This window comes from Flavobacterium ranwuense (genome assembly GCF_004349315.1).
Classification (GTDB): Bacteria; Bacteroidota; Bacteroidia; order Flavobacteriales; family Flavobacteriaceae; genus Flavobacterium; species Flavobacterium ranwuense.
In genome coordinates this window covers 784,263-808,137 of the sequence record NZ_SMLH01000001.1, presented here as the reverse complement: position 1 = coordinate 808,137, position 23,875 = coordinate 784,263, and the positions used below count along the sequence as shown (strand labels likewise).

The following is a 23,875-nucleotide window of genomic DNA, read 5'->3' as shown; positions in this document are numbered from 1 at the left end:
CTCTCTTTTGGAGAGGGTTGGGGAGAGGATTTCTATTTTTTCTCCTGATCTTTCCGCATCGCATGATAATATGCAGCACGGCTTAACGGTTCGTATTCTTCGGTTTCACCAAGCATAACAAGTTTGTCATTGTCAGTTTTACGGAAACTGTAATTCGCCAGATTTCCGGTGCGGGTACACACGGCGTGCACTTTGGTAACATATTCGGCAGTGGCCATTAGTGCGGGCATCGGGCCAAAAGGATTTCCCTTGAAATCCATATCGAGTCCGGCAACAATGACACGGATTCCCTGATTGGCCAAATCGTTACAAATTTTGACAATTTCGTCATCAAAAAATTGTGCTTCGTCAATTCCTACCACATCACAACCTTGCGCCAAAATAGCAATATTTGCGGCAGCGGGAACGGGCGTGGAACGAATTTCGTTAGCGTCATGCGAAACTACCATATCGTCATGATAGCGTGTATCTATTTCAGGTTTGAAAATTTCTACTTTTTGCTTGGCAAACTGCGCTCTTTTCAAACGACGGATCAATTCCTCGGTTTTACCCGAAAACATGGAGCCACAAATGACTTCGATCCAACCAAATTGTTCTTTATGATTTACTGTATTTTCGAGAAACATTTTGTATTTTTCTGACTTAAAAAATGAATAGTTTTTATTACTTTGTAATGGATAAAACCGACTTAAAAATTTTATACTTTTACGTCGTTTCAAAAGTATAACATTTTTATTAAATCGGAGATTCGCGAGCTCTTATTTAAAAAATAAAATCATGCGAGCAAAGGTTCCTTCTTCCTTATGCTAAATAAAAACCAGGAAGATATTTATTAAAAAGACCCGCCTAACACACTATAATTTCAAAGTTATGAAAAAAAAATTGGAAGCCGATTTAATCAGCATTGCACACAGAGTATTACAACTAAAAAATAAATCTGATATCAATCAATTATATCTGGAAACGCAGAAATTATATGAAAAACTTTCTGTCTTACGATTTGTAGACGAACACTTTAGTGAGGTAAAACCAACTATTGGCGCTGCCGAAGTAGAACAAAAAATTGAATCTATTTTTGACAAAACGGATTCGATTCAGCCGGAAATCAAAGCTGCAGTTGAAGAAACTATTGCCCCAGAAATTGTTGAAACGCCTTTGGAAGAAACAATAGAAACTGCTGATGCATCTGAAACGAGTATTGTGGAAGAAGAAGCCGTTGAAGCTCCTTTGGAAGAAACAATTTCTAATGAAGAAATAACCGCGGAAGAAGAAAAAGAAGAAGAGCCTGTTGAAGAACCTGTTATTGAGGAAGAAGTAGTTGCTGAGGAAAAAGAAACTTCAGAACCTGAAACAGCTGCATTCACACCGGCTTTTGAATTATCTCAAGAAGAGGAAGTAGAAACGGAACTGGAAGTGCCAAAGAAAATGGAACCAGTACAAATTTCTTTTGAAGATTTATTGGGCGGAAATTACCATGATACCCAGTTTGTAAAAGTGCAACAGATTGAAAACATTCCTACTGCAGTAGTAATCGAAACTCCAAAAGAAATCGTTGCTGAGGAAGAAAAAACATTACCTGTCAAAGAAGAAGCTGAAGCAGTTGAACAAAAAACAGTTTCACTGAACGAAAAATTAGCCAAAGGAATCAATATTGATTTGAATGATCGTATTGCTTTTATAAAACACCTTTTTGGAAACAGCAGCGAAGATTACAACCGCGTTTTAAACCAATTAATCACGTTTGATACGTTCTACGAAACCAGAGATTTTATTCAGGAAATGGTAAAACCGGACTACAATAACTGGGAAGGAAAACAAGAGTATGAAGAACGTTTTATGGATGTCATAGAGAAAAAATTCTTGTAAATTACCTTGAATTTTTCTGAATATACATTTGAACAAATACAGATTTTCTATAAAATTTGTATTTAATTATTTTATCTATGTCAAAATTATACATCGTTCCTACGCCTATTGGCAATCTCGAAGACATGACTTTTCGAGCGATTCGGATTCTTAAGGAAGTCGATTTGATTCTCGCCGAAGACACCCGTACGAGCGGAAAATTGTTAAAGCATTTCGAAATTGGCACGCACATGTACAGCCATCACATGCACAACGAGCACAAAACCATCGAGAATTTAATTTCGAGGTTGAAAGCTGGAGAAAACATCGCTTTGATATCAGATGCGGGAACGCCAGCCATTTCGGATCCCGGTTTTCTATTGACCCGCGCTTGTGTTGAAAACGGAATTGACGTCGAATGTTTACCCGGCGCAACGGCTTTCGTTCCGGCATTAGTCAACAGCGGTTTGCCCAATGACAAGTTTGTTTTCGAAGGTTTTTTGCCTGACAAAAAAGGGCGCCAAACCCGATATTTAGCCTTAGCGGAAGAAACAAGAACGATGATTTTATATGTTTCTCCCCATAAATTAGTGAAGACTTTAGCGGAATTCATTACCTATTTTGGCGAAGACCGTCAAATATCGGTTTCCAGAGAATTATCCAAACTGCACGAAGAAAATGTTCGCGGAACGGTGAAAGAAGTGGTCGTCCATTTTGATAAAATAGCACCAAGAGGAGAAATCGTCGTCGTGGTCAGTGGAAAATCAATCACTAAAGAACCTAAAAAAAGTAAATTTTCGGAAGAAGAATAACCTATAAATACACCATGAATTTAGAATCCTTTTTAGAAAAATTAAAGCAGACACCCGAATCTATCACTTTTGCAGAAACCATTGCAACAATTCAAGAAAACTACGACTTTACTTCAACGGCATTTGAGAACGGATTGCAACACAATACCGCAGGAGAAAATTCAGGATCTTGCAAGTTATTTGCTTTCGCCGAAATTCATAACTTATCAAAAACAGCTACATTAGCCTGTTTTGGAGCCTATTACTACGAAGATGTTTTAAAAAATCCAAACGGAACTGATCATCAAAACATTCGCAATTTCATGAAAACCGGTTGGGATGGAATTGCATTTTACGGAAGTGCTTTAGTCTTGAAATAAAATAGTTAAACCGCTAATTCGAAAATTAAATCGACAGACGCAATTAGCGAATTAACGGTTATTCTTTTTTTAGAGTTCCTAAAATCCTAATTTCAAAATCTAAAATCCCAAATCACTATGCGTTGGACCCTCAAATCAAAACCTTCCGAAGATACCGTAAGAAATTTGGCGAAAGCTTTGAATGTAGAAGATTTTGTGGCCACTTTATTAGTGCAACGCGGCATTGAAACTTTTGAAGATGCCAAACGTTTTTTTCGTCCGAGTTTAGAAGATTTACATGATCCGTATTTGATGAAAGATATGGAAAAAGCAGTCGCTCGAATTGAAAAAGCAATTAAAAATGAGGAAAATATTCTTGTTTTTGGCGATTATGATGTCGATGGAACCACTGCAGTTTCTCTCGTTTCTTCCTATTTAAAAACGTATTATCCAAACGTGGCGACCTATATTCCGGATCGTTATGACGAAGGTTATGGAATTTCATTTAAGGGAATCGACTTTGCTGATGACAATGGATTTTCACTCATCATTGCTTTGGATTGCGGTATAAAATCCATCGATCATGTGGCTTACGCCAAAGTACGAAACATCGATTTTATCATTTGCGACCACCACAGACCCGGTGAATTCTTACCGGAAGCCGTTGCCGTTCTCGACCCAAAACGAGACGATTGCAACTATCCTTATGATGAATTGTGTGGTTGTGGAATAGGTTTCAAATTGATTCAGGCATTGGGAAAAAACAGAAACCAGACAATCGATGATTTGATTCCGTATCTGGATTTAGTTTCGGCTGCGATTGCTGCTGATATCGTTCCGATGACCGGAGAAAATCGGGTGCTGGCTTATTTTGGATTGCAAGTCATCAATTCTGACCCAAGGCCGGGAATCAAAGCCATCATACACCAAATAAAAAAACAAACCTTAGATATTACCGATGTTGTTTTCATTATCGCACCCAGAATAAATGCTGCCGGACGCATCAAACACGGCAACCATGCCGTGGAATTATTAACCGAATTTGATTTTGAACAAGCCCAACAATTTGCTTCAGAAATTGAAGCGTATAATTCGGAGCGAAAGAATTTAGACAAATTAATCACCAAAGAAGCGTTACAACAAATTGAGGAGAACAATGAAAAAGAACGTTTTACCTCGGTAGTTTTTCAAAAAGATTGGCACAAAGGCGTGATTGGAATTGTCGCTTCCCGATTGATAGAAACCTATTATCGTCCTACGCTCGTTTTTACCAAAAGCGGCGATAAATATGCGGCTTCGGCACGTTCCGTAAAAGGATTTGATGTCTATAATGCCCTCGAAGCGTGTACGGAACATTTGGAACAATTTGGCGGTCACATGTATGCTGCGGGAATGACTTTAGCGGCAGAAAATTATCAAATCTTCAAAGACGCTTTCGAAAAAGAAGTCGAAAGAACCATTCATCCGGATATGTTGACACCCGAAATTGCAGTTGATGCCGAGATTAATTTTGCTGATATTACTCCCAAATTAATCCGGATTCTGAAGCAATTTGAACCGTACGGACCGCAAAATATGACGCCAATTTTCCTGACCAAAAACATCAAAGACACCGGTTATGGAAAACCTCTTGGACAAGAAGACGAACATTTAAAACTTTTTGTCAAACAAAATAACTCCGAAGGCATCGCTGCAATTGGTTTTAATTTGGGAAACAAAATCGAACTGACTACCCATCAAAAACCTTTTCAAGCCGTGTATTGCATCGATGAAAACGAATGGAAAGGTAAATTAAGTTTGCAATTGCGATTGCGAGATATTAAAGAATGATTCTTTTGTTATGAAAAAAAAAGACCCTTATTCGGCGTTGCGTTATAAAGAATTCAATATTTTTTTGTTGTTGCGGTTTGCCATGGTTTTTGGCTGGTCCATGCAATTTATCGTCATTGAATGGGAAGTTTACAGTTTGACCAAAAACCCACTATCGCTAGGTATCATTGGATTAATGGAAGTTATTCCGGCTATTTCGATGGCTTTATTTGCCGGGCACATTGTCGATCAGAAAGAGAAAAAAGGATTGCTTTTTAAATGTATTTTAGGGTTTTCAATTATTAGTTTGGGCTTGTTTCTATTTACGTGGCCACCGTTTATAAAAGACTTTTCTACTCAAACCATTTTATATTCTATTTACTTTTTCGTGTTTTTAGGAGGATTGGTCCGTGCTTTTCTTGGCCCGACCATATTTTCTCTTTTGGCATTGATTGTTCCTAAAAAAATATATCCCAATGCTGCCACATGGAGCAGTTCCGTTTGGCAAATAAGTTCAGTTTTAGGTCCTGCGGTAGCCGGTTTTTCGATCAATTGGATTGGTGTTCATTGGTCGATGTCAATCGTTTTGGGATGTTCACTTTTTGCTTTAATCGCTTTAACCCAGATTGCAACGAAGCCTATTTTGAATCCAAAAATTGGCGAACCCATTATGGAAAGTTTGAAAGAAGGTGTGAAATTTGTTTTCAACAATAAGACGATTTTAGGCGCTTTATCATTGGACATGATTGCCGTTCTTTTTGGAGGAGCCGTTGCGTTGTTACCCATTTTTGCACAAGATATTTTAAAAGTAGGGCCACAAGGATTTGGCGTTTTGAGAGCCGCTCCCGCAGTTGGTGCTTTTTTGATGTTGATAATCTCCGCTTATATTCCTTTTACCAAAAATGCAGGTATGAAACTGCTGTCGGCAATTTTTGCGTTTGGGATTTGTATTATCATTTTTGGGCTTTCGTCGATTTTTTGGTTGTCTGTTGCGGCTTTATTTTTAAGCGGTGTTTTTGACGGGATTTCGGTGGTGATACGCCAAACTATTTTGCAATTGAAGACTCCTGATCATATGCGAGGCCGAGTTGCAGCCGTGAATTCTATTTTTGTGGGTTCATCTAATGAATTGGGTGCTTTTGAAAGCGGATTAACTGCAAAACTGATGGGAACTGTTAGCGCAGTAGTCTTTGGCGGAAGCATGACATTGATCACCGTATTTCTTACCGGAGCCGTATCACCTACTTTTAGAAAACTGGACTTGCAAAAAGATATTGAGGAACATGAAAAGAGCGAATAATAAATCGATTTAAAAAATACTTCCTAAAACCCGTCGGTAAAATAATCTTAAGATTCCTTACCGACTTTTTTTATGCCTTTTTTATGTTTTATTATTTAGAACAAATATAAATAATACTTATATTTGTTTCAAACAGATTCGACATGCAAGAAATAAAACAAATATATCATAACAATTTAGGCACGGCTTTTTACTGGAGAAAAGACAATGCTATTGTGCTCGACAAAGTTCAACTGGTTTTTAGAGAAATGGGTTTTTATTTTACCCAGCAGGAACTGCAACTATTTAAACGTTGTATTGAGGACAGCTATATCCAAAACAGATGTTGCGACGATTGTGAACTGAAAAACAAATGCCACAAATTTTTACTAAAAACGCCTTGTTCCCAAATTGATTTGGCCGTTTCCATGGAAGAATTAGATGCCGTAAAAGATTTGGTGGAAGGCACTTTGTTTAAAATAAATTTGGATGATTATTTGTATGGAGAGGGAATGAATTAGGGCTATTATTTTTTAACTAACTATCTAATAATTGCACTTATTCTTTTTAACAACTTTTATAATGCAAGAATAAGCGCAAAGTTAAAGGCGCTTGCACAGCACATACGATGATGAAGACTTCCTGTAGCTATGTAAATCCCTCTAAAAATAACGATAACTCCATAGTGTAACGGACGTGTAATCAATTCTGTTCAACACAGTTTTCATTGTTTTGTGATACGCACGCAACGAAAACTTAGCTGTTTTAGCGGTTCGTTGTTTTTTAATTGTCATTAATGTATTCTAAAATGTCACCTGGTTGACAGTCTAAGGCTTTACAAATTGCGTCTAAGGTGGTAAAACGGATTGCTTTTGCCTTTCCTGTCTTTAAGATTGAAAGGTTAGATAATGTTAAATCAACTCTTTCAGAAAGTTCATTCAGAGAAATTTTCCGTTTTGCCATCATCACATCTAAGTTTACTATTATTGGCATAGCTTAAACAGTTAAATCGTTTTCGTTTTGAATATCTATTCCCTTTTTGAAGATAGTCGCAATAACGTAGATTACAGCCGCCATCAAAATAAATGCTTGACTATCTGCCCAAAACTGGTTTAAGTTGTCGGTAACAAAACCACGATGCACTAAATTCTTAGCTGACTGTCGAGCTATGTAACTTAATAGTCCAATTGAAAGAGTGTAGTAACTAATTTGTGAAATTTGTCTCGAAACAAAGCTGTTGAATGGTTTTGACAAATCAATCTTGCTCACTAATCTGATGACTACATAAAATAGGACAGCTTTCAAAATCGCTATGACAAGTATAAAACTATACATACTGAAAAAAGCCCATTTACTACGTTCATACATTTCACTTAAGTCCAACTTTTGATAAAGATTTTGGATAAATTCAGGTTTATAGAGACTGAAAATGAAATTGACTATCAAACCTCCAACCTCAATGCACAAGCCAACGAAGATGACCCAAGCCACAATATGCAAGCTTTTAAATACAATGTTGTTTGTTTTTGACATAATTCTTAAAAGTTAAAATTACATCACAAATATAATAAATAATTATTGATAAACAATAAATATATATCTATATTCAAATAATTTTGTCGGATACTAAAATATTGCAAAGTCGTACCATTAGTTTCAGTTGTGTCTTCTTGTACAATGACCGCTAACTCGTTTATAGGTCTGACAAAATCATCACAATGCACCCAAATTTATAGAGATTGATCTTGTAATCATCGAACATTACCTAAATCAAATAAATACAGAAAAAAGACACCAACGGAGAACCACTAGCATATTTATAAGTTTTTTTGTACAATAAAAAACAGGAAATCAAGAATAAATTCTCAAGAATTTATTAAAACTTTTTAATCTCAAAATTCTCACCATCAAAAACGCCATAGGTAAAATAAGTAATCCAGTCACCCAGATTCACATATTCGGCATTTTCTCCTACGGTTACTTTCATAGGCAAATGGCGGTGGCCAAAAATAAGGTAATTGTAGTGTTTGGTTTCCAGTTTTCTTTTGGAATAGAGAATCAGCCATTCATTGTCTTCGCCAAGAAAGGTCACATCTTCATCGCCAGAAATCAGTTTGTTTTTTACGGAAAGATATTGCGCCAGTTTCACGCCAATATCCGGATGAAGCCATCTAAAAAGCCATTTAAAAAACGGATTTGTAAACACTTTTTTCATGCGTTTGTATCCTAAATCACCAGGGCCTTTTCCGTCACCGTGGCCAATAAGGAATGTTTTATCTCCAAAAGTGTATTCTTGATTGTCATGAAACACGGGAATATTCAGTTCTTTCTGGAAATAGTCTTCCATCCACAAATCGTGGTTCCCCACGAAGAAATAAATAGGGATTCCGCTGTCTCGTATTTCGGCGAGTTTGCCTAAAATACGAATAAAGCCTTTTGGGACTACAGTTTTGTATTCAAACCAAAAATCAAATAAATCGCCCAATAGAAAAATAGCTTCAGCATCGCCTTTTACTTCGTCGAGCCAAGCCACAAATTTTTGTTCCCTCGGAAAACTCAATTCGGGTGTTGGTGCGCCAAAATGCTGATCGGAGGCGAAATATACTTTTTTGTTATTGGGTAATTGCATGAAGTTACAGTATGGATTTCATATTATCACTGGCAAACCATTCTGCAAAAGAAGATTCGGTTTCTTGTAATTTTAAGGAGAAAAGAGTGATTCCTTCCGGTAATCGGCTGATGATTCTTTGAGAAAAATCTACTACCATGTTTTCGCTTGTTGGTTGGTAATCTACCAAAATAACGTGGTGTCCGCGGCTCATTAATTCGTTTGCCAATTCGATATGCGGCGTTGTTCCGTTAAAAACAGTCGCATGGTCAAACTGATCTACAATTTCTTCTTTTACAATTTTCTTTAAATCCGTGAAGTCAATCACCATTCCGAATTTTACATTGGAACGATCTGTAATTGGAGTTCCAATTACCGTTACTGACAATTTATAACTATGTCCGTGGACATTTTTACATTTCCCGTCATAGCCATATAAGGCGTGTCCAGTTTCGAAACTAAATTGTTTTGTAATTCTGATATTGCTCATCGGAGTTTAATTTTGATGCAAATTTAGCAAATTGATATGAGAAATGAGATGTAAATCTTGGTATTTGGATTCCACTGAGGCCTAGCCCTGATGGAAACGGCATCCTTTTTATAAGGTGATTTTTCTTCACCTTATAAAAAGATATAGTGAACAGCAGGAAATAGCTCCTGAAAAAATTACTTTTTGAATTGGGACAACGCTTTTCTGGTAAAATCAGACAACACCAATTTACCCGAAATTGCAGCGCGTTCCAACAACAATGTATCCCAATGTTGCGTTCCTTCCCAGAAAACCTTTTTCATTTCCAATAAAGCTTCGGGATTATAACTGGATAATTTCCTGCTGAAATCAGCTATTGCGGCATCCAGTTCTGCAATGGTTTCAAAAGTATTGGCGTATAATCCTTTGGCTGCGGCCCAATCAGCGGTTTTCCATTCGTGGGCTGCGAGCGTCATTTCGGTCATTGCCGTCTTACCTATTTTCTTGGAAACTACGGGTTCTATTACAAAGGGACCAATGCCAATTGCCAATTCTGATAGTTTTATTGATGCATTTTTTGTAGCCAATGTATAATCACAAGCGGACGCAATTCCTACGCCGCCACCAACTGCTTTTCCGTGAACGCGGCCAACAATAAGCTTGGAACACGAACGCATTGCATTGATTAAATACGCAAATCCAGAGAAAAACTGGGTTCCTGCGGCTTCATCAGAAACCGCCAAAAGTTCATCAAAAGAAGCACCTGCACAAAAAGCTCCCGAGCCTTCGCTTTGAATAACAATCACCGAAACGGTTGGATTCGTGCTCAAAATGTTGAACTCATTCGTTAAACGATCCAACAATTCTCTTGGAAAAGAATTGCTCGAAGGATGACCAAATGCAACGGTTGCGATTTTATTTTCGATTGTTGTGAAAAGCGAACCTGTTGGGTTTTCTGATACCATAATGGGAATTTTGATGTAAAGTTAAAAAAAGTAAAGGAGGATTTGACTTTTTTTCAAATAGAATGGATTTGTATTTTGAAATTTGCTTTTTGGAAAATTTATATGTTATATTTGCGCTCTAGTTTGGGGGATTAGCTCATTTGGCTAGAGCGCTTGCCTGGCAGGCAAGAGGTGATCGGTTCGAATCCGATATTCTCCACAGAATTACTTCTAAAATAAACCAAAAACCTCAAAATCGTATGATTTTGAGGTTTTTTCATTGGAATACTACCCAAGTCCTTCATTATTTTGAATTTACTTCACTATTATAAATTCACTTCTTCTGTTAGCTTGATGCTCTCTTTCGGTGCATTCAACTCCATCAGTACATTTATTTATCAATTGCGTTTCTCCATAGCCCTTTGCCGTTAAACGAGATTTATTAATTCCATTATTAGCTAACCATTCCATCGTTGATTTAGCTCTTCTTTCGGATAGTTTTTTGTTATAAGCATGAGTCTGTCTGCTATCAGTATGGGAACGGATATCTATTTTTATATTTGAATTTTGTTCCATTACGTCCAAAATTTTGGATAAATCTATAGCCGCATCAGGTCGGATATTGAATTTATTTAAATCAAAATAAATAACTTTAATATCAAATGCTTTTGCCAAATCATCGCCAATGGCAAGCTTTTTAATCGTTTTTTCTAACACCAATGGCACAAAAGTTTTACCAGATTCTTTAGCAGTAACCACAGGAGTTTCTATCGTATTATATTCTGATTTCTCTGATTTAATGTAATATTTCGAGTCACACTCCACTTGATCAAAATCGAACTTACCGTCTTTATCTGTTAAAATTTCTTTTAGTAATTTATAGCTGCTGTCAAACAACGTTAGTTTTGCTCCAATCAGTGCCAATCCCGTTTCTTTATCCGTAACCAGACCGGTTAAAAATTGCTCACAAGGATATTCTATACTTTTTATTTCTTTAAACCTGTAAATATCATCATCGCCTTGTCCCCCTTCTCGGTTTGATGTTACATAACCCAACTGTATTTTGGGATCTATCAGCAACGAAAAATCATCCTTTGAACTATTTAAGGGTTCCCCAACGTTTAAAACGTTTTTAAAACTTCCTTCCTGTTTTGCTTTAGAAACAAATACGTCTAATCCGCCTAGTCCGGGATGTCCATCTGAGGCAAAATAAAGTTCATTTTCTGATGTAATGAACGGAAAGGTTTCTCTTCCTTCCGTATTAATGTTATTCCCTAAATTTTGTGGAGTCCCAAAACTGCCATCTTCATTAATGGTCACATTAAATATATCGGATTGCCCAAATGTCCCCGGCATATCGGATGCGAAGTACAGGATTTTCTCGTCTGAACTTAAAGCGGGATGTGCCACACTATAATTGTCACTATTGAATGGCAATTCGATTATATTAGTCCAGGTGTCATCTTCTAATGTTGCTTTGTAAATTTTTAACAGCATCGTTTTATTGGCATCTTTTCCTTTTTTACCATTCAGGAAATTATTTCTTGTAAAGTAAACCGTTTTCCCATCTTTAGTAAAGACGGGTGTTGACTCGTGAAATTTAGAATTCAGTTTTCGGGAAAGATGTTCAACCGATGAAAGTGTCCCATCAGATTTTCGAGTAGCCTCATAAAGATTTGTAAACCCTTCACCTGTCCAGGAATCTATTATTTTTACAAAATTTCCAATGTCTCTTGCAGAAGTAAAAACTATTTTATCCCCAAAGAAAGAACTTCCATAATCCGAATATTCAGAATTGACTCCTGCATTTTCTATAGCATATCTTCCTGAATTTTTCTTGATTACAGCCAAATAATCTTTTTGTTCTGAAGCTAATTTTGCCCTAAGATCGTTTCCATTCTCATGATTGAATTTAACCATCATGGCATCGGCTTTATCATATTCTTTAATTGCTTTTAAAGACTGTGCATAGCGATAGTAATATTCCGGAGCAACATCTTTTGTCAAGACAAATAACTCCGTATACCATTTGGCCGCTTTTGCTAAATCGCCATTAAAATAATAGGCGTTACCTAATTTCTGAAACATATCTACTGATTTATATCCTTTTTCGGACATACGTTCATAGGTTTTTATTGCATCTATGTAGGCGTATCGATCATACTCTTTATCAGCTTTAACAACTTTAAGATTCTGAGCATACATTTGTATCGAAGCGATACTTGATACAAGCAATAGTATAATTCTGTTTTTCATGTTAAGGCTTTTTTAGAAAAATCTTGGTGGAACTGTTTTATTTTGGATTTTGAAGAGCTCAAATCGCAAAAATATTTCATGTGAGCCCGAGTTGTAATGAGCTAATTTGGTTGTTTCTAAATCGTATCCATAACCAATAAACAATCCATCTGTAACTTGGAATCCTGCCATAGCACTAATCGCTGAACTCCATCTCCAGGCTAATCCCAATGTAAACTTCTCGTTAAATAAAAAATTTCCTGATACGTCCAATTGTAATGGGGAGCCCTCTACTGCCTTAGCTAAAAATGCTGGCTTAAATTTTAAAGTAGGATTTAAATCAAAAACATAACCTCCGATTAAATAGTAGTGCATACGTTCTTTTACAGCAGACGAGCTATTGTCATTAAAATGTTCGGTTTCTAAAAAATTAGGAACTGACAATCCTAAATATAATTTATCCGAATGATAATAAACTCCAGCTCCTATATTTGGACTAAATTTATTATCTATATTATTCTGAAATTGAGGGTCAGCCATGTCATAGCGGTCTAATTTCGTATAATCTACATTTAATAAATTAGCAGTTGCTTTTAATCCAAACGATAATTTATAATTCTCTGAGGTCTGAATAATATAAGATACATCAGCAGAAATTGTATTTTCATCAGATGCCCCAATTCTGTCATTTACAAAAGACAGTCCCACCCCTAAAGCTGAATTTTCTATTGGAGCATTAACAGAAACTGCATTAGTTACCGGAGCACCATCTAATCCTACCCACTGGGTCCTATGCAATCCAAAAACACTAATTACTCCACGACTTCCTGCATAGGCAGGATTGATGTTGGTAGTATTATACATGTAATGTGTATATTGGGCGTCTTGTTGTGCAAAACCCGACATCGTTACGAACAGTAAAATGATTATTACAATCTTTGTTTTCATAATATTTTATTTATTTATTCCGAAGAATAATTATCTGATTCTTCGGAAGTTTTTAAACTAATCTCTATTTAAATGCAGATAACCTGATTTATCAATCCCCTTACCATCTAAATCGCTATATTTAATAATATAAAAATACGTGCCGGTTGGCAATCCTTCAGATTGATTTATTGTACCCCTTCCTTCAGACATACCTCTAAACACTATATTATTATTATCATATCCTTGCGCATCATATACTTTAACCCCCCAACGATTGTAAATTTCAACGGTGTTATTCGGATAACATTCTAAACCTCTTATGTAAAAAATATCATTTGAACCGTCTCCGTTTGGTGATAGAGCATTAAATACTTTTAGAGCACAACTTTGAACACCAAGCACTGTAGAATCATCCTCTAACGGGCTATCATTATCCGATAAATCTGTAACAATTATTCCTAACGGACTCGTTCCATATACCGTTGCTTGGTTAACTACAGAACCCGCAATAACATCTTGTTGTGTTAAGAGATAAACCCCAGCGAACGCAGTACTATTAGATTCCCCTGCTGACAAGCTTATTGGCCCACCCGTTAGCACAATTCCAGGTAAAAGATCCGTTATTCTTACATTATTAAGTGTCACATTCCCCATGTTTATCACCGTGAAAGCATAATTCATAATTTCTCCAACTTGCGCAAAACCATCACCGTTATTGTCCTCAAACACGGCTGTTTTTATTAACGCGATAGCTGGGTTTTGTGTTAACGGAGTCGTGGTACATGTTGGACACGCCGGATTTATAGGACAAGTTACACATGGCGTTGGATCAGTTGAAGTTGCTGTTACGTTCGGTCCAGTTGGTGGCGTTCCGCTAACTGTAGCAAAATTGTAAACAATACCCGCATCGATATCTGTTTGTGAGACAATGTGTACTGCCGTGAAAGTAGTACTATCTGCAGCGCCTACAGCCAAAGTAGCTAAAGGTCCGCCAGTCACCGTTGCATTATTGTCAGTTAGCGTTACGTTAGTAAGTGGTCTATTTCCTCTATTGGCTACCACAAAAGTATAAGTAATTACATCCCCGATGTTGGTTATTCCATCACCATTCTTATCTACATATGTTCCGTCTTTAGTCAACGTAATCAATGGGGTAGAAGAAACCGGTATTGGACTAACTGTCGAGCTGTTGTTCCCTGGAGTCGGATCGGTTTGCCCTCCTGAAATCGTTGCCGTATTGGCATAAGGTCCCGTCGCGTTTACCGTGGCAATAATATCCAAAGTTGCACTGGCGCCGTTGGAAAGAGCTCCGATAGTCCAGTTTGGTGCAGTCCAAGTTCCTGCCGATGGGCTCGCACTTACAAAAGTATAGCCTGACGGCAAGGCATCCGATACAGAAACTCCTGTGGCGTCACTCGGCCCATTGTTGGTCGTCGTTATCGTGAAGGTAACATTCGAACCTACATTAGGAGTCATATTACTTACCGTTTTGATTACTGTTAAATCCGTTTGGGCAACAGGTGTTGGAGTAACCGTTGAATTGTTGTTTCCTAGGGTTGGATCGGTTTGCCCTCCAGAGATCGTTGCCGTATTGGCATAAGGTCCCGTCGCGTTTACCGTGGCAATAATATCCAAAGTTGCACTGGCGCCGTTGGCAAGAGTTCCGATTGTCCAGTTGGGTGCTGACCAAGTTCCTGTCGATGGGCTCACACTTACAAAAGTATAGCCCAACGGCAAGGCATCCGACACAGAAACTCCCGTGGCGTCACTCGGCCCATTGTTGGTCGTCGTTATCGTGAAGGTAACATTCGAACCTACATTAGGAGTCATATTACTTACCGTTTTGATTACTGTTAAATCCGTTTGAGCAACAGGCGTTGGACTAACCGTTGAGCTGTTGTTCCCTGGAGTCGGATCGGTTTGCCCTCCTGAAATCGTCGCCGTATTGGCATAAGGTCCCGTCGCATTTACCTTGGCAACAATATCCAAAGTTGCACTGGCGCCGTTGGCTAGAGCCCCGATTGTCCAGTTGGGTGCTGTCCAGATTCCTGTCGATGGACTCGCACTTACAAAAGTATAGCCTGAGGGCAAGGCATCCAATACAGAAACTCCTGTGGCGTCACTCGGCCCATTGTTGGTCGTCGTTATCGTGAAGGTGACATTCGAGCCTACATTTGGCGTAGCATTATTTACCGTTTTGATTACTATTAAATCCGCTTGAATAACCGCTGGGGTAACCGTTGAACTGTTATTCCCTGAGTTTGGATCGGTTTGTCCTCCCGAAATGGTTGCCGTATTGGCATAAACTCCTGTCGTATTTACCCTAGCCACGATTTCCAAAGTTGCACTGGCGCCGTCTGCAAGAACTCCGATTATCCAGTTGGGTGCTGTCCAAGTTCCTGTCGATGGACTCGCACTTACAAAAGTATAGCCTGAGGGCAAGGCATCCAATACAGAAACTCCTGTAGCATCACTCTGCCCATTGTTGGTCGCCGTTATCGTGAAGCTAATATTCGAACCTACGTTTGGCGTGGGATTGTTTATCGTTTTAATTACCGTTAAATCCGTTTGGGGTATTGGTGTTGGGGTAACTGTTGAGCTGTTGTTCCCTGGGTTTGGATCGGTTTGTCCTCCCGATATGGTTGCCGTATTGGCATAAACTCCAGTCGCATTTACCGTAGCCACGATATTCAAAGTAGCACTGGTGCCGTTGGCAAGAGTTCCTATAGTCCAGTTTGGTGCTGACCAAGTTCCTGTCGATGGAGTCGCACTTACAAAAGTATAGCCTGACGCCAAGACATCCGCAACGGAAACTCCAGTGGCCGCACTCGGCCCATTGTTGCTCGCCATTATCGTGAAGGTGACATTCGAACCTACATTTGGCGTAGCATTACTTACTGTTTTGGTTACTGTTAAATCCGCTTGAATAACCGCTGGGGTAACCGTCGAGCTGTTGTTCCCCGGGCTTGGATCGGTTTGTCCTCCCGAAATGGTTGCTGTATTGGCATAAACTCCTGTCGCATTTACCGTAGCCACGATTTCCAAAGTTGCACTGGCGCCGTTAACAAGAGCTCCGATTGTCCAGTCTGGTGCTGTCCAGGTTCCTGTCGATGGAGTCGCACTTACAAAAGTATAGCCTGACGGCAAGGCATCCACAACGGAAACTCCTGTGGCATCACTCGGCCCGTTATTGGTCGTCGTTATTGTGAAGCTAATATTCGAACCCACATTTGGCGCAGAATTGTTTACCGTTTTGGTCACCGTTAAATCCGTTTGGGGTGTTGGTGTTGGGGTAACCGTTGAACTGTTGTTTCCTGGGTTTGGATCGGTTTGTCCTCCCGATATGGTTGCCGTATTGGCATAAGACCCCGTGGCGTTAACCGTAGCCACGATATTCAAAGTCGCACCAGATCCGTTGGCAAGAGTTCCGATTGTCCAGTTTGGCGCTGTCCAGATTCCTATCGATGGAGTCGCACTTACAAAAGTATAGCCTGACGGCAAGACATCCGATACAGAAATTCCTGTAGCATCACTCGACCCATTGTTGGTCGCCGTTATCGTGAAGGTAATATTTGAACCTACATTAGGAGTCATATCATCTACAGTTTTGCTTACCACTAAATCCGTTTGAGCAACAGGAGCTGGGGTAACCGTTGAACTGTTGTTCGCTAGAGTCGGATCGGCTTGTTCTCCCGAAATGGTTGCCGTATTGGCATAAGTCCCAGCCGCATTTACCGTAGCCACGATATCCAAAGTCGCACCGGATCCGTTAGCCAAAGCTCCGATTGCCCATATCCCCGTGGCATCATCATAAGTTGTAACACCAGAAGAGGTTGCATTTACAAAAGTATAGCCTGAGGGCAAGGCATCCAATACAGAAACTCCTGTGGCATCACCCGGCCCATTGTTGGTCGCCGTTATCGTGAAAATGACATTAGAACCTACATTAGGACTTATATTACTTACCGTTTTGGTCACCGTTAAATCTGTTTGCGGTACCGGAACTGGGGCAACCGTTGAACTATTATCCCCTGGGTTTGGATCGGTTTGTTCTCCCGAAATGGTTGCCGTGTTGGCATAAACTCCAGTCGCATTTACCGTAGCCACGATATCCAAAGTTACACTGCTGCCGTTGGCAAGAATTCCGATTGTCCAGTTTGGCGCTGACCAAGCTCCTGCCGATGGAGTCACACTTACAAAAGTATAGCCTGAGGGCAACACATCCGCAACGGAAACTCCTGTGGCATCACCCGGCCCATTGTTGGTCGCCGTTATCGTGAAAGTAACATTAGAACCTACATTTGGCGTGAGATTATTTACCGTTTTGGTTACCGCTAAATCTGTTTGGGCAGCAGGCGTTATAGTAGCTGTTGAACTGTTGTTTCCTGAGGTTGGATCGGCTTGTCCTCCTGAAATGGTTGCCGTATTGGCATAAGGTCCCGTCGCATTTACCGTGGCAATAATATCCAAAGTTACACTGGCGCCGTTGGCAAGAGTTCCGATTGTCCAGTTTGGTGCTGTCCAAGTTCCTGTCGATGGAGTCGCACTTACAAAAGTATAGCCTGAGGGCAACACATCCGCAACGGAAACTCCTGTGGCATCACTCGGCCCATTGTTGGTCGCCATTATCGTGAAAGTAACATTCGAACCTACATTCGGCGTAGCATTACTTACCGTTTTAGTTACGGCTAAATCCGTTTGGGCAACTGGTGTTAGGGTAGCCGTTGCGCTGTTGTTCCCTGGGGTTGGATCGGTTTGTCCTCCCAAAATAATTGCCGTATTGGCATAAGGTCCCGTCGCATTTACCGTGGCAGCAATATCCAAAGTTGTAATGGCGCCAATGGCAAGAGCTCCGATTGTCCAGTTTGGTGCTGTCCAAGTTCCTGTTGATGGAGTCGCACTTACAAAAGTATAGCCTGACGGCAAGACATCCACAACGGAAACTCCTGTGGCGGCATTTGGCCCAATATTGGTCGCCGTTATTGTGAAAGTAACATTCGAACCTACATTTGGCGTGGCACTATTTACCGTTTTAGTTACTGCTAAATCCGCTTGAATACCCGTTGGGGGAACCGGTACTGGGGTAACCGTTGAACTGTTGTTCCCTGGAGTCGGATCGGTTTGTCCTCCCGATATGGTTGCCGTATTAGCATAAGGTCCCGTCGCATTTACCGTAGCCACGATATTCAAAGTCGCACTGGCGCCTTTGGCAAGAGTTCCGATTGTCCAGTTTGGTGCTGTCCAAGTTCCTGCTGATGGGCTCGCACTTACAAAAGTATAGCCTGACGGCAAGGCATCCGCAACGGAAACTCCTGTGGCGGCACTCGGCCCATTGTTGGTCGCCGTTATCGTGAAGCTAACATTCGAACCTTCATCTGGTGTGGCATTGTTTACCGTTTTGGTTACTGTTAAATCCGTTTGAGCAACCGGTGTTGGACTAACTGTTGAGCTGTTGTTTCCTGGGGTCGGATCGGTTTGTCCTCCCGAAATGGTTGCTGTATTGGTATAAGACCCCGTAGCCTTAACCGTGGCTACAATATCCAAAGTTGCACTGGCGCCGTTGGAAAGAGCTCCGATTGTCCAGTTTGGTTCTGTCCAAGTTCCTGTCGACGGATTCGCACTTACAAAAGTATAGCCCGACGGCAAAGCATCTGCAACGGAAACCCCTGTGGCGGCACTCGGCCCATTGTTAGTCGCCGTTATCGTGAAAGTAACATTCGAACCTACATTAGGAGTCATATTACTTACCGTTTTGGTTACCGCTAAATCTGTTTGGGCAACAGGTGTTGGGGTAACCATAGAACTGTTGTTTCCTGGAGACGGATCGGTTTGCCCCCCTGATATGGTTGCCGTATTGGCATAAACTCCAGTCGCATTTACCGTAGCAACAATATCCAAAGTAGCACTGGAGCCGTTGGCAAGAGCTCCGATTGTCCAGTTGGGTGCTGTCCAGGTTCCTGTCGATGGGCTTGCACTTACAAAAGTATAGCCTGATGGCAAAGCATCCGCAACGGAAACCCCTGTGGCGGCACTCGGCCCATTGTTGGTCGCCGTTATCGTGAAAGTAACATTCGAACCTACATTAGGAGTCATATTACTTACCGTTTTAGTTACCGTTAAATCTGTTTGTGCAACAGGTGTTGGGGTAACCGTAGAACTGTTGTTTCCTGGAGACGAATCGGTTTGCCCCCCTGATATGGTTGCCGTATTGGCATAAGGTCCAGTCGCATTTACCGTAGCCACAATATTCAAAGTCGCACTAGCGCCGTTGGCCAGAGCTCCGATTGTCCAGTTGGGTGCTGTCCAGGTTCCTGTCGATGGAGTCGCACTTACAAAAGTATAGCCTGATGGTAAGACATCCACAACGGAAACCCCTGTGGCGGCACTCGGCCCATTGTTGGTCGCCGTTATCGTGAAAGTAACATTCGAACCTACATTAGGAGTCATATTACTTACCGTTTTGATTACCGCTAAATCTGTTTGTGCAACAGGTGTTGGGGTAACCGTAAAACTGTTGTTTCCTGGAGACGGATCGGTTTGCCCCCCTGATATGGTTGCCGTATTGGCATAAACTCCAGTCGCATTTACCGTAGCAACAATATCCAAAGTTGCACTGGCGCCGTTGGAAAGAGCTCCGATTATCCAGTTGGGTGCTGTCCAGGTTCCTGTCGATGGGCTTGCACTTACAAAAGTATAGCCTGATGGCAAAGCATCCGCAACGGAAACTCCTGTGGCGGCACTCGGTCCATTGTTGGTCGCCGTTATCGTGAAAGTAACATTCGAACCTACATTAGGAGTCATATTACTTACCGTTTTGATTACTGCTAAATCCGTTCTAGGGATTGGCGTTGGGGTAACAGTCGAACTGTTGTTCCCTGGATTTGGATCGGTTTGTCCTCCTGAAATCGTTGCCGTATTGGCATAAGCTCCAGTTGCATTTACCGTAGCCACAATATTCAAAGTAGCACTGGAGCCATTGGCCAGAGTCCCTACAGTCCAGTTTGGCGCTGACCAGGTAGTTCCCGCCGATGGGGTTGCACTCACAAAAGTATAGCCTGAGGGCAAGGCATCAGATACCGAAACTCCAGTGGCGGCACTCGGCCCATTGTTGGTCGCCGTTATCGTGAAGCTAACATTCGAACCTACGTTAGGCGTGAGATTGTTTATCGTTTTAATTACCGTTAAATCCGTTTGAGGGGTTGGTGTTGGGGTAACTGTTGAGCTGTTGTTCCCTGGGTCTGGATCGGTTTGTCCTCCCGATATGGTTGCCGTATTGGCATAAACTCCAGTCGCATTTACCGTAGCCACGATATTCAAAGTAGCACTGGTACCGTTGGCAAGAGTTCCTATAGTCCAGTTTGGTGCTGACCAGTTGGTTCCCGCCGATGGGCTCGCACTTACAAAAGTATAGCCTGACGGCAAGACATCCGCAACGGAAACTCCTGTGGCATCACTCGGCCCATTGTTGCTCGCCATTATCGTGAAAGTAACATTCGAACCTACATTTGGCGTAGCATTACTTACCGTTTTGGTTACTGTTAAATCCGCTTGAGTAACCGTTGGGGTAACCGTTGAGCTGTTGTTCCCCGGGTTAGGATCGGTTTGTCCTCCCGAAATGGTTGCCGTATTGGCATAAACTCCAGTCGCATTTACCGTAGCCACGATATTCAAAGTCGCACTGGCGCCGTTGGCAAGAGCTCCTATCGTCCAGTTTGGTGCTGACCAGGTGGTTCCCGCCGATGGAGTCGCATTTACAAAAGTATAGCCTGACGGCAAGACATCCACAACAGAAACTCCTGTGGCAGCCCTCGGTCCATTGTTGGTCGCCGTTATCGTGAAGGTAACATTCGAACCCACATTTGGCGCAGAATTGTTTACCGTTTTAATTACGGCTAGATCACTAACGCAAACTAATGAGCCTCCACTACTATTTTTGGTATCAACAAAAGCTCCATATACTCTAATAGAATTGATAACTCCAACAAGAGAACCCACAGTAAACTTAATCTCGTCGAAAGGCAAACTTACGTTAAACCCTACATTATAGTACCCAGAGCCAGACCCCAAAATAGGAGCACTTAATAATGTCAAATCAATTAACTGCCCTCCGGATTTTGATTCTTGAAGGACTCCACTATTATAGGTAGTGACCGTTAAGGATTGAAATAAATTTAATTGTAGTAAAGTGTTTAAATCTTTAATAACAAATCCAGCGAAAGTACCTGCCGGATATGTATATAACTGATCTATTACTGCAATTGAACCTGATCCAATAACACCTGCTATAACATCAATTTTAGCAAAATCTGTAATGTCGGAAGTCAGCACATTATTGGTATTGTTGACAGCACAAGCCACACAAGCCACACCATCAACTCCAGTCTTATCACCATCAATGACTACTGGGAAATCAGGATTTGTCCATGCATAAGACTCATTACACGCTACTGTAGCCTCGCAATATTTTTGAAAAACTACTGCATAAACCTTGGTAATACCTAAATTTACCGATACAAGATTTGTTAAAGTAATTCTAACCTCATCAAAAGCTAATGTGGATACAAACCCAATAGTCTGCCTGCTTGTCCCTACTAATAAGTTTGTTCCTACAGAAATCAAGGCCGCATTACCCGATTTAGTTTCTTGCTCCGTACCGTTTAAATAGGTTGTTATACTGATGGCATCAAAAACATTTACATTTAATAAAGATGGATTTTCAATATCATAACCTGCAAATGTTCCTGCCGGATAATCTGTTATTTCGTCTTTTATGGAAAGACTCCCTTTAGTACCAACACTTGTCGTTAAATTGATTTCGGCATAATTTGTAGTATTTACATCAATTAGGTTATCCTGACCAGTAACGCTACAAAGAGCACAAACTACACCATCTATTCCAGTCTTAGCTCCATTTACATAAACAGGATAGGCAGGAGCATTAAGCGCCGTCTGCGTATTACAAGGCAGACTTGGCCCTGCACAAAATTTCTCGAACACCGCACTGTACACTTTGGTAGAACCAAGATTAATTCCAACCGCCTGGTTAACGGTTATTCGCACTTCATCAAAGGAAGAATTAGATACAAAACCTAATTTATAACGACCTGTTGCACTCAATAGAACTCCATTTACCAATAAACTATTACCGGCGAATTCCTCTCTAAGTATTCCATTTGAATAAGTCCTTATTTGTAAACTCCCAAGAGCAGATACACTTACTAAATTAGAATTCTCTATTTCAAAACCCGCAAAAGTCCCGGCTGGATAATCCGTAACCTGATCTTTAACCGCAATACTTCCAGAAGCTAACAAACCAACTGTCAGATTAATAGTGGCAAAATCTGTGGTGTTTGAGCTAGTAACATTTTCAGCACCTGAAATGCTTCCGACACTTACACCAGATAACCCCGTATGAGTATTTTCAATAGACACTGGAAATGTTGGCAAGTTCATTGCCGTGGCAACGTTACAATCCAATGCAGGACCTGCGCAGTAATTTCGGATTACCGGATAATATACTTTGACAGAATTCAACAAACCTACCAAACTGCCAACACTAATCTCAATCGCATCAAAGGGATTCGTTGAATTAAAACCCACTATATAATTTCCAGGACTAGAAAGCAAACTTAGACTTAATAAAGAATTCCCCGTAAATGTTTCTTGTGGAGTACTATTACCATTTAGGTAGGTTTTAATCGTAATTTTATTCAACAATTCTAATGACAAAATACCTCCAGAAGGTGCAATTCTGTATCCCACAAAAGTACCCGAAGCATAATCTGTATCACTATCCGTTACTTTGAAATGAACAGAACCAGCGATTCCTAAAGGAACTGATGCAGTAGCAAAATTAGTCAAATCCGCATCTATCAATCTCTCTTCGTTTGAAGCTGAGCAAAGCAAACATGCTAACCCGCCAGAAGTGGTTCCTTCTGCCGTCAGACTCCCAAAAGTACTGTCTATAAAAGGTATTGGATCTTCGGTATTACATTGACCATAAAGATTGGATTTAAATAGTGCAAAGAAGACGAATAGAAAAAAAACTATTCTAGAGGAATATTTATCTTTAAACATGACTATGTTGATTAAATTAAACTTAAAAAAATGCAAACTGATTTAATAAGAAATTTTAACAAAAAAGAAACTTGGACAAAACAATATTTGTACAATTAGGGGGAACTTGACACTATTTGTCTAGCCTAATAAAGGAAATTACACACTACTAGTACGCAGTTGTGCTATTGATAAGAAATTAGCGTGGATTGAAGTGATATAATTATACCTGAGAGAAAAACAAACATATAAAACAGAAGTATTGTCCGATTAAAAAAGTATTTTTTTTTCATAAAATTTTATTTATGTTAAATCCATTTAAAACACACTTTATAGATTTAAATTATTCACTTTATCGAACAAACGATTCACTTTATCAAATAAAGCAACAGGAGCTATACGTTATCATTTTTTTTATTTTAACAATCTTTTACCTTACAAAGTTATTCTTTCTTAATCTCTAAAGCCCAAATTAGGTGTAGTAATAAACTTACTTTAATGTAGAATTATTACTACACGTAATAAATTAAAAAAAGTAAGTACGTTTAAA

Annotated in this window: 15 protein-coding genes and 1 tRNA gene; 7 read left to right on the top strand and 9 right to left on the bottom strand. The window is 40.1% G+C overall.

The annotated features are described in order from the left end of the window. Positions 1–32: 32 nt before the first annotated feature. Positions 33–626 carry a thymidine kinase gene (locus tag E0I61_RS03515; RefSeq protein WP_131914846.1) on the bottom strand — a complete coding sequence of 198 codons (594 nt, stop codon included), beginning with the start codon at positions 624–626 and terminating at the stop codon, positions 33–35. A gap of 244 nt (positions 627–870) precedes the next feature. On the opposite strand from E0I61_RS03515, the gene E0I61_RS03510 reads away from it, so the two are divergent. The 6 genes from E0I61_RS03510 (at position 871) to E0I61_RS03485 (ending at position 6,604) form a co-directional block, all read left to right on the top strand. After that, positions 871–1,866 carry a hypothetical protein gene (locus E0I61_RS03510; protein WP_132069448.1) on the top strand — a complete coding sequence of 332 codons (996 nt, stop codon included), beginning with the start codon at positions 871–873 and terminating at the stop codon, positions 1,864–1,866. Positions 1,867–1,943: 77 nt separating this feature from the next. After that, a complete protein-coding gene (gene rsmI / locus E0I61_RS03505) occupies positions 1,944–2,657 on the top strand; it encodes a 16S rRNA (cytidine(1402)-2'-O)-methyltransferase (RefSeq protein ID WP_132069446.1) in 714 nt (237 codons plus the stop codon). Between the two features lie 14 nt (positions 2,658–2,671). Then, the gene (locus E0I61_RS03500) at positions 2,672–3,016 is read left to right on the top strand and encodes a HopJ type III effector protein (protein ID WP_132069444.1); all 345 of its coding nucleotides are present in this window, start codon (positions 2,672–2,674) and stop codon (positions 3,014–3,016) included. A gap of 117 nt (positions 3,017–3,133) precedes the next feature. Continuing rightward, positions 3,134–4,825 (top strand): single-stranded-DNA-specific exonuclease RecJ, encoded by a 1,692-nt coding sequence (recJ, locus tag E0I61_RS03495; RefSeq protein ID WP_132069442.1) that lies wholly within the window; start codon positions 3,134–3,136, stop codon positions 4,823–4,825. Between the two features lie 10 nt (positions 4,826–4,835). Next, on the top strand, positions 4,836–6,104 hold the full coding sequence (locus E0I61_RS03490) for an MFS transporter (RefSeq protein ID WP_131990401.1): 1,269 nt from the start codon (positions 4,836–4,838) through the stop codon (positions 6,102–6,104). Positions 6,105–6,247: 143 nt separating this feature from the next. Beyond that, positions 6,248–6,604, top strand: coding sequence for a hypothetical protein (locus tag E0I61_RS03485; RefSeq protein ID WP_132069440.1), 357 nt, complete (start codon positions 6,248–6,250; stop codon positions 6,602–6,604). 262 nt (positions 6,605–6,866) lie between these two features. On the opposite strand, the gene E0I61_RS03480 is transcribed toward E0I61_RS03485, so the two are convergent. The 5 genes from E0I61_RS03480 to E0I61_RS03460 all read right to left on the bottom strand — a co-directional run bounded on the left by E0I61_RS03480 (position 6,867) and on the right by E0I61_RS03460 (position 10,125). After that, complete coding sequence (locus tag E0I61_RS03480; protein ID WP_131990403.1) at positions 6,867–7,076, bottom strand: helix-turn-helix domain-containing protein; 210 nt, start codon at positions 7,074–7,076, stop codon at positions 6,867–6,869. 3 nt (positions 7,077–7,079) lie between these two features. Further along, entirely contained in the window at positions 7,080–7,616 is a 537-nt protein-coding gene (locus E0I61_RS03475) for a DUF2975 domain-containing protein (protein ID WP_132069438.1), read from the bottom strand. Between the two features lie 343 nt (positions 7,617–7,959). Next, entirely contained in the window at positions 7,960–8,712 is a 753-nt protein-coding gene (locus E0I61_RS03470) for a UDP-2,3-diacylglucosamine diphosphatase (protein ID WP_132069436.1), read from the bottom strand. A gap of 4 nt (positions 8,713–8,716) precedes the next feature. Next, complete coding sequence (locus E0I61_RS03465) at positions 8,717–9,181, bottom strand: 6-pyruvoyl trahydropterin synthase family protein (RefSeq protein ID WP_099714184.1); 465 nt, start codon at positions 9,179–9,181, stop codon at positions 8,717–8,719. A gap of 176 nt (positions 9,182–9,357) precedes the next feature. Further along, entirely contained in the window at positions 9,358–10,125 is a 768-nt protein-coding gene (locus E0I61_RS03460; RefSeq protein ID WP_132069434.1) for an enoyl-CoA hydratase/isomerase family protein, read from the bottom strand. A 125-nt stretch (positions 10,126–10,250) separates the two neighbouring features. Here E0I61_RS03460 and E0I61_RS03455 point away from each other — a divergent pair. Beyond that, positions 10,251–10,324, top strand: a tRNA-Ala gene (locus E0I61_RS03455). 95 nt (positions 10,325–10,419) lie between these two features. On the opposite strand, the gene E0I61_RS03450 is transcribed toward E0I61_RS03455, so the two are convergent. The 3 genes from E0I61_RS03450 to E0I61_RS03440 are packed head-to-tail and all read right to left on the bottom strand — an operon-like array spanning position 10,420 to position 23,346. Continuing rightward, positions 10,420–12,360, bottom strand: a complete 1,941-nt coding sequence (locus E0I61_RS03450; RefSeq protein ID WP_132069432.1) for an OmpA family protein — start codon at positions 12,358–12,360, stop codon at positions 10,420–10,422. A 12-nt stretch (positions 12,361–12,372) separates the two neighbouring features. Continuing rightward, positions 12,373–13,287, bottom strand: a complete 915-nt coding sequence (locus E0I61_RS03445; protein WP_132069430.1) for a PorP/SprF family type IX secretion system membrane protein — start codon at positions 13,285–13,287, stop codon at positions 12,373–12,375. A gap of 57 nt (positions 13,288–13,344) precedes the next feature. Further along, positions 13,345–23,346, bottom strand: a complete 10,002-nt coding sequence (locus E0I61_RS03440) for a DUF7507 domain-containing protein (protein WP_132069428.1) — start codon at positions 23,344–23,346, stop codon at positions 13,345–13,347. Positions 23,347–23,875: the final 529 nt, after the last annotated feature.

Coding starts and splice junctions, on each gene's coding strand:
- E0I61_RS03515 (WP_131914846.1), bottom strand. CDS start 626: ATGTTTCTCGAAAATACAGTAAATCATAAAGAACAATTTGGTTGGATC.
- E0I61_RS03510 (WP_132069448.1), top strand. CDS start 871: ATGAAAAAAAAATTGGAAGCCGATTTAATCAGCATTGCACACAGAGTA.
- rsmI (WP_132069446.1), top strand. CDS start 1,944: ATGTCAAAATTATACATCGTTCCTACGCCTATTGGCAATCTCGAAGAC.
- E0I61_RS03500 (WP_132069444.1), top strand. CDS start 2,672: ATGAATTTAGAATCCTTTTTAGAAAAATTAAAGCAGACACCCGAATCT.
- recJ (WP_132069442.1), top strand. CDS start 3,134: ATGCGTTGGACCCTCAAATCAAAACCTTCCGAAGATACCGTAAGAAAT.
- E0I61_RS03490 (WP_131990401.1), top strand. CDS start 4,836: ATGAAAAAAAAAGACCCTTATTCGGCGTTGCGTTATAAAGAATTCAAT.
- E0I61_RS03485 (WP_132069440.1), top strand. CDS start 6,248: ATGCAAGAAATAAAACAAATATATCATAACAATTTAGGCACGGCTTTT.
- E0I61_RS03480 (WP_131990403.1), bottom strand. CDS start 7,076: ATGCCAATAATAGTAAACTTAGATGTGATGATGGCAAAACGGAAAATT.
- E0I61_RS03475 (WP_132069438.1), bottom strand. CDS start 7,616: ATGTCAAAAACAAACAACATTGTATTTAAAAGCTTGCATATTGTGGCT.
- E0I61_RS03470 (WP_132069436.1), bottom strand. CDS start 8,712: ATGCAATTACCCAATAACAAAAAAGTATATTTCGCCTCCGATCAGCAT.
- E0I61_RS03465 (WP_099714184.1), bottom strand. CDS start 9,181: ATGAGCAATATCAGAATTACAAAACAATTTAGTTTCGAAACTGGACAC.
- E0I61_RS03460 (WP_132069434.1), bottom strand. CDS start 10,125: ATGGTATCAGAAAACCCAACAGGTTCGCTTTTCACAACAATCGAAAAT.
- E0I61_RS03450 (WP_132069432.1), bottom strand. CDS start 12,360: ATGAAAAACAGAATTATACTATTGCTTGTATCAAGTATCGCTTCGATA.
- E0I61_RS03445 (WP_132069430.1), bottom strand. CDS start 13,287: ATGAAAACAAAGATTGTAATAATCATTTTACTGTTCGTAACGATGTCG.
- E0I61_RS03440 (WP_132069428.1), bottom strand. CDS start 23,346: ATGTTTAAAGATAAATATTCCTCTAGAATAGTTTTTTTTCTATTCGTC.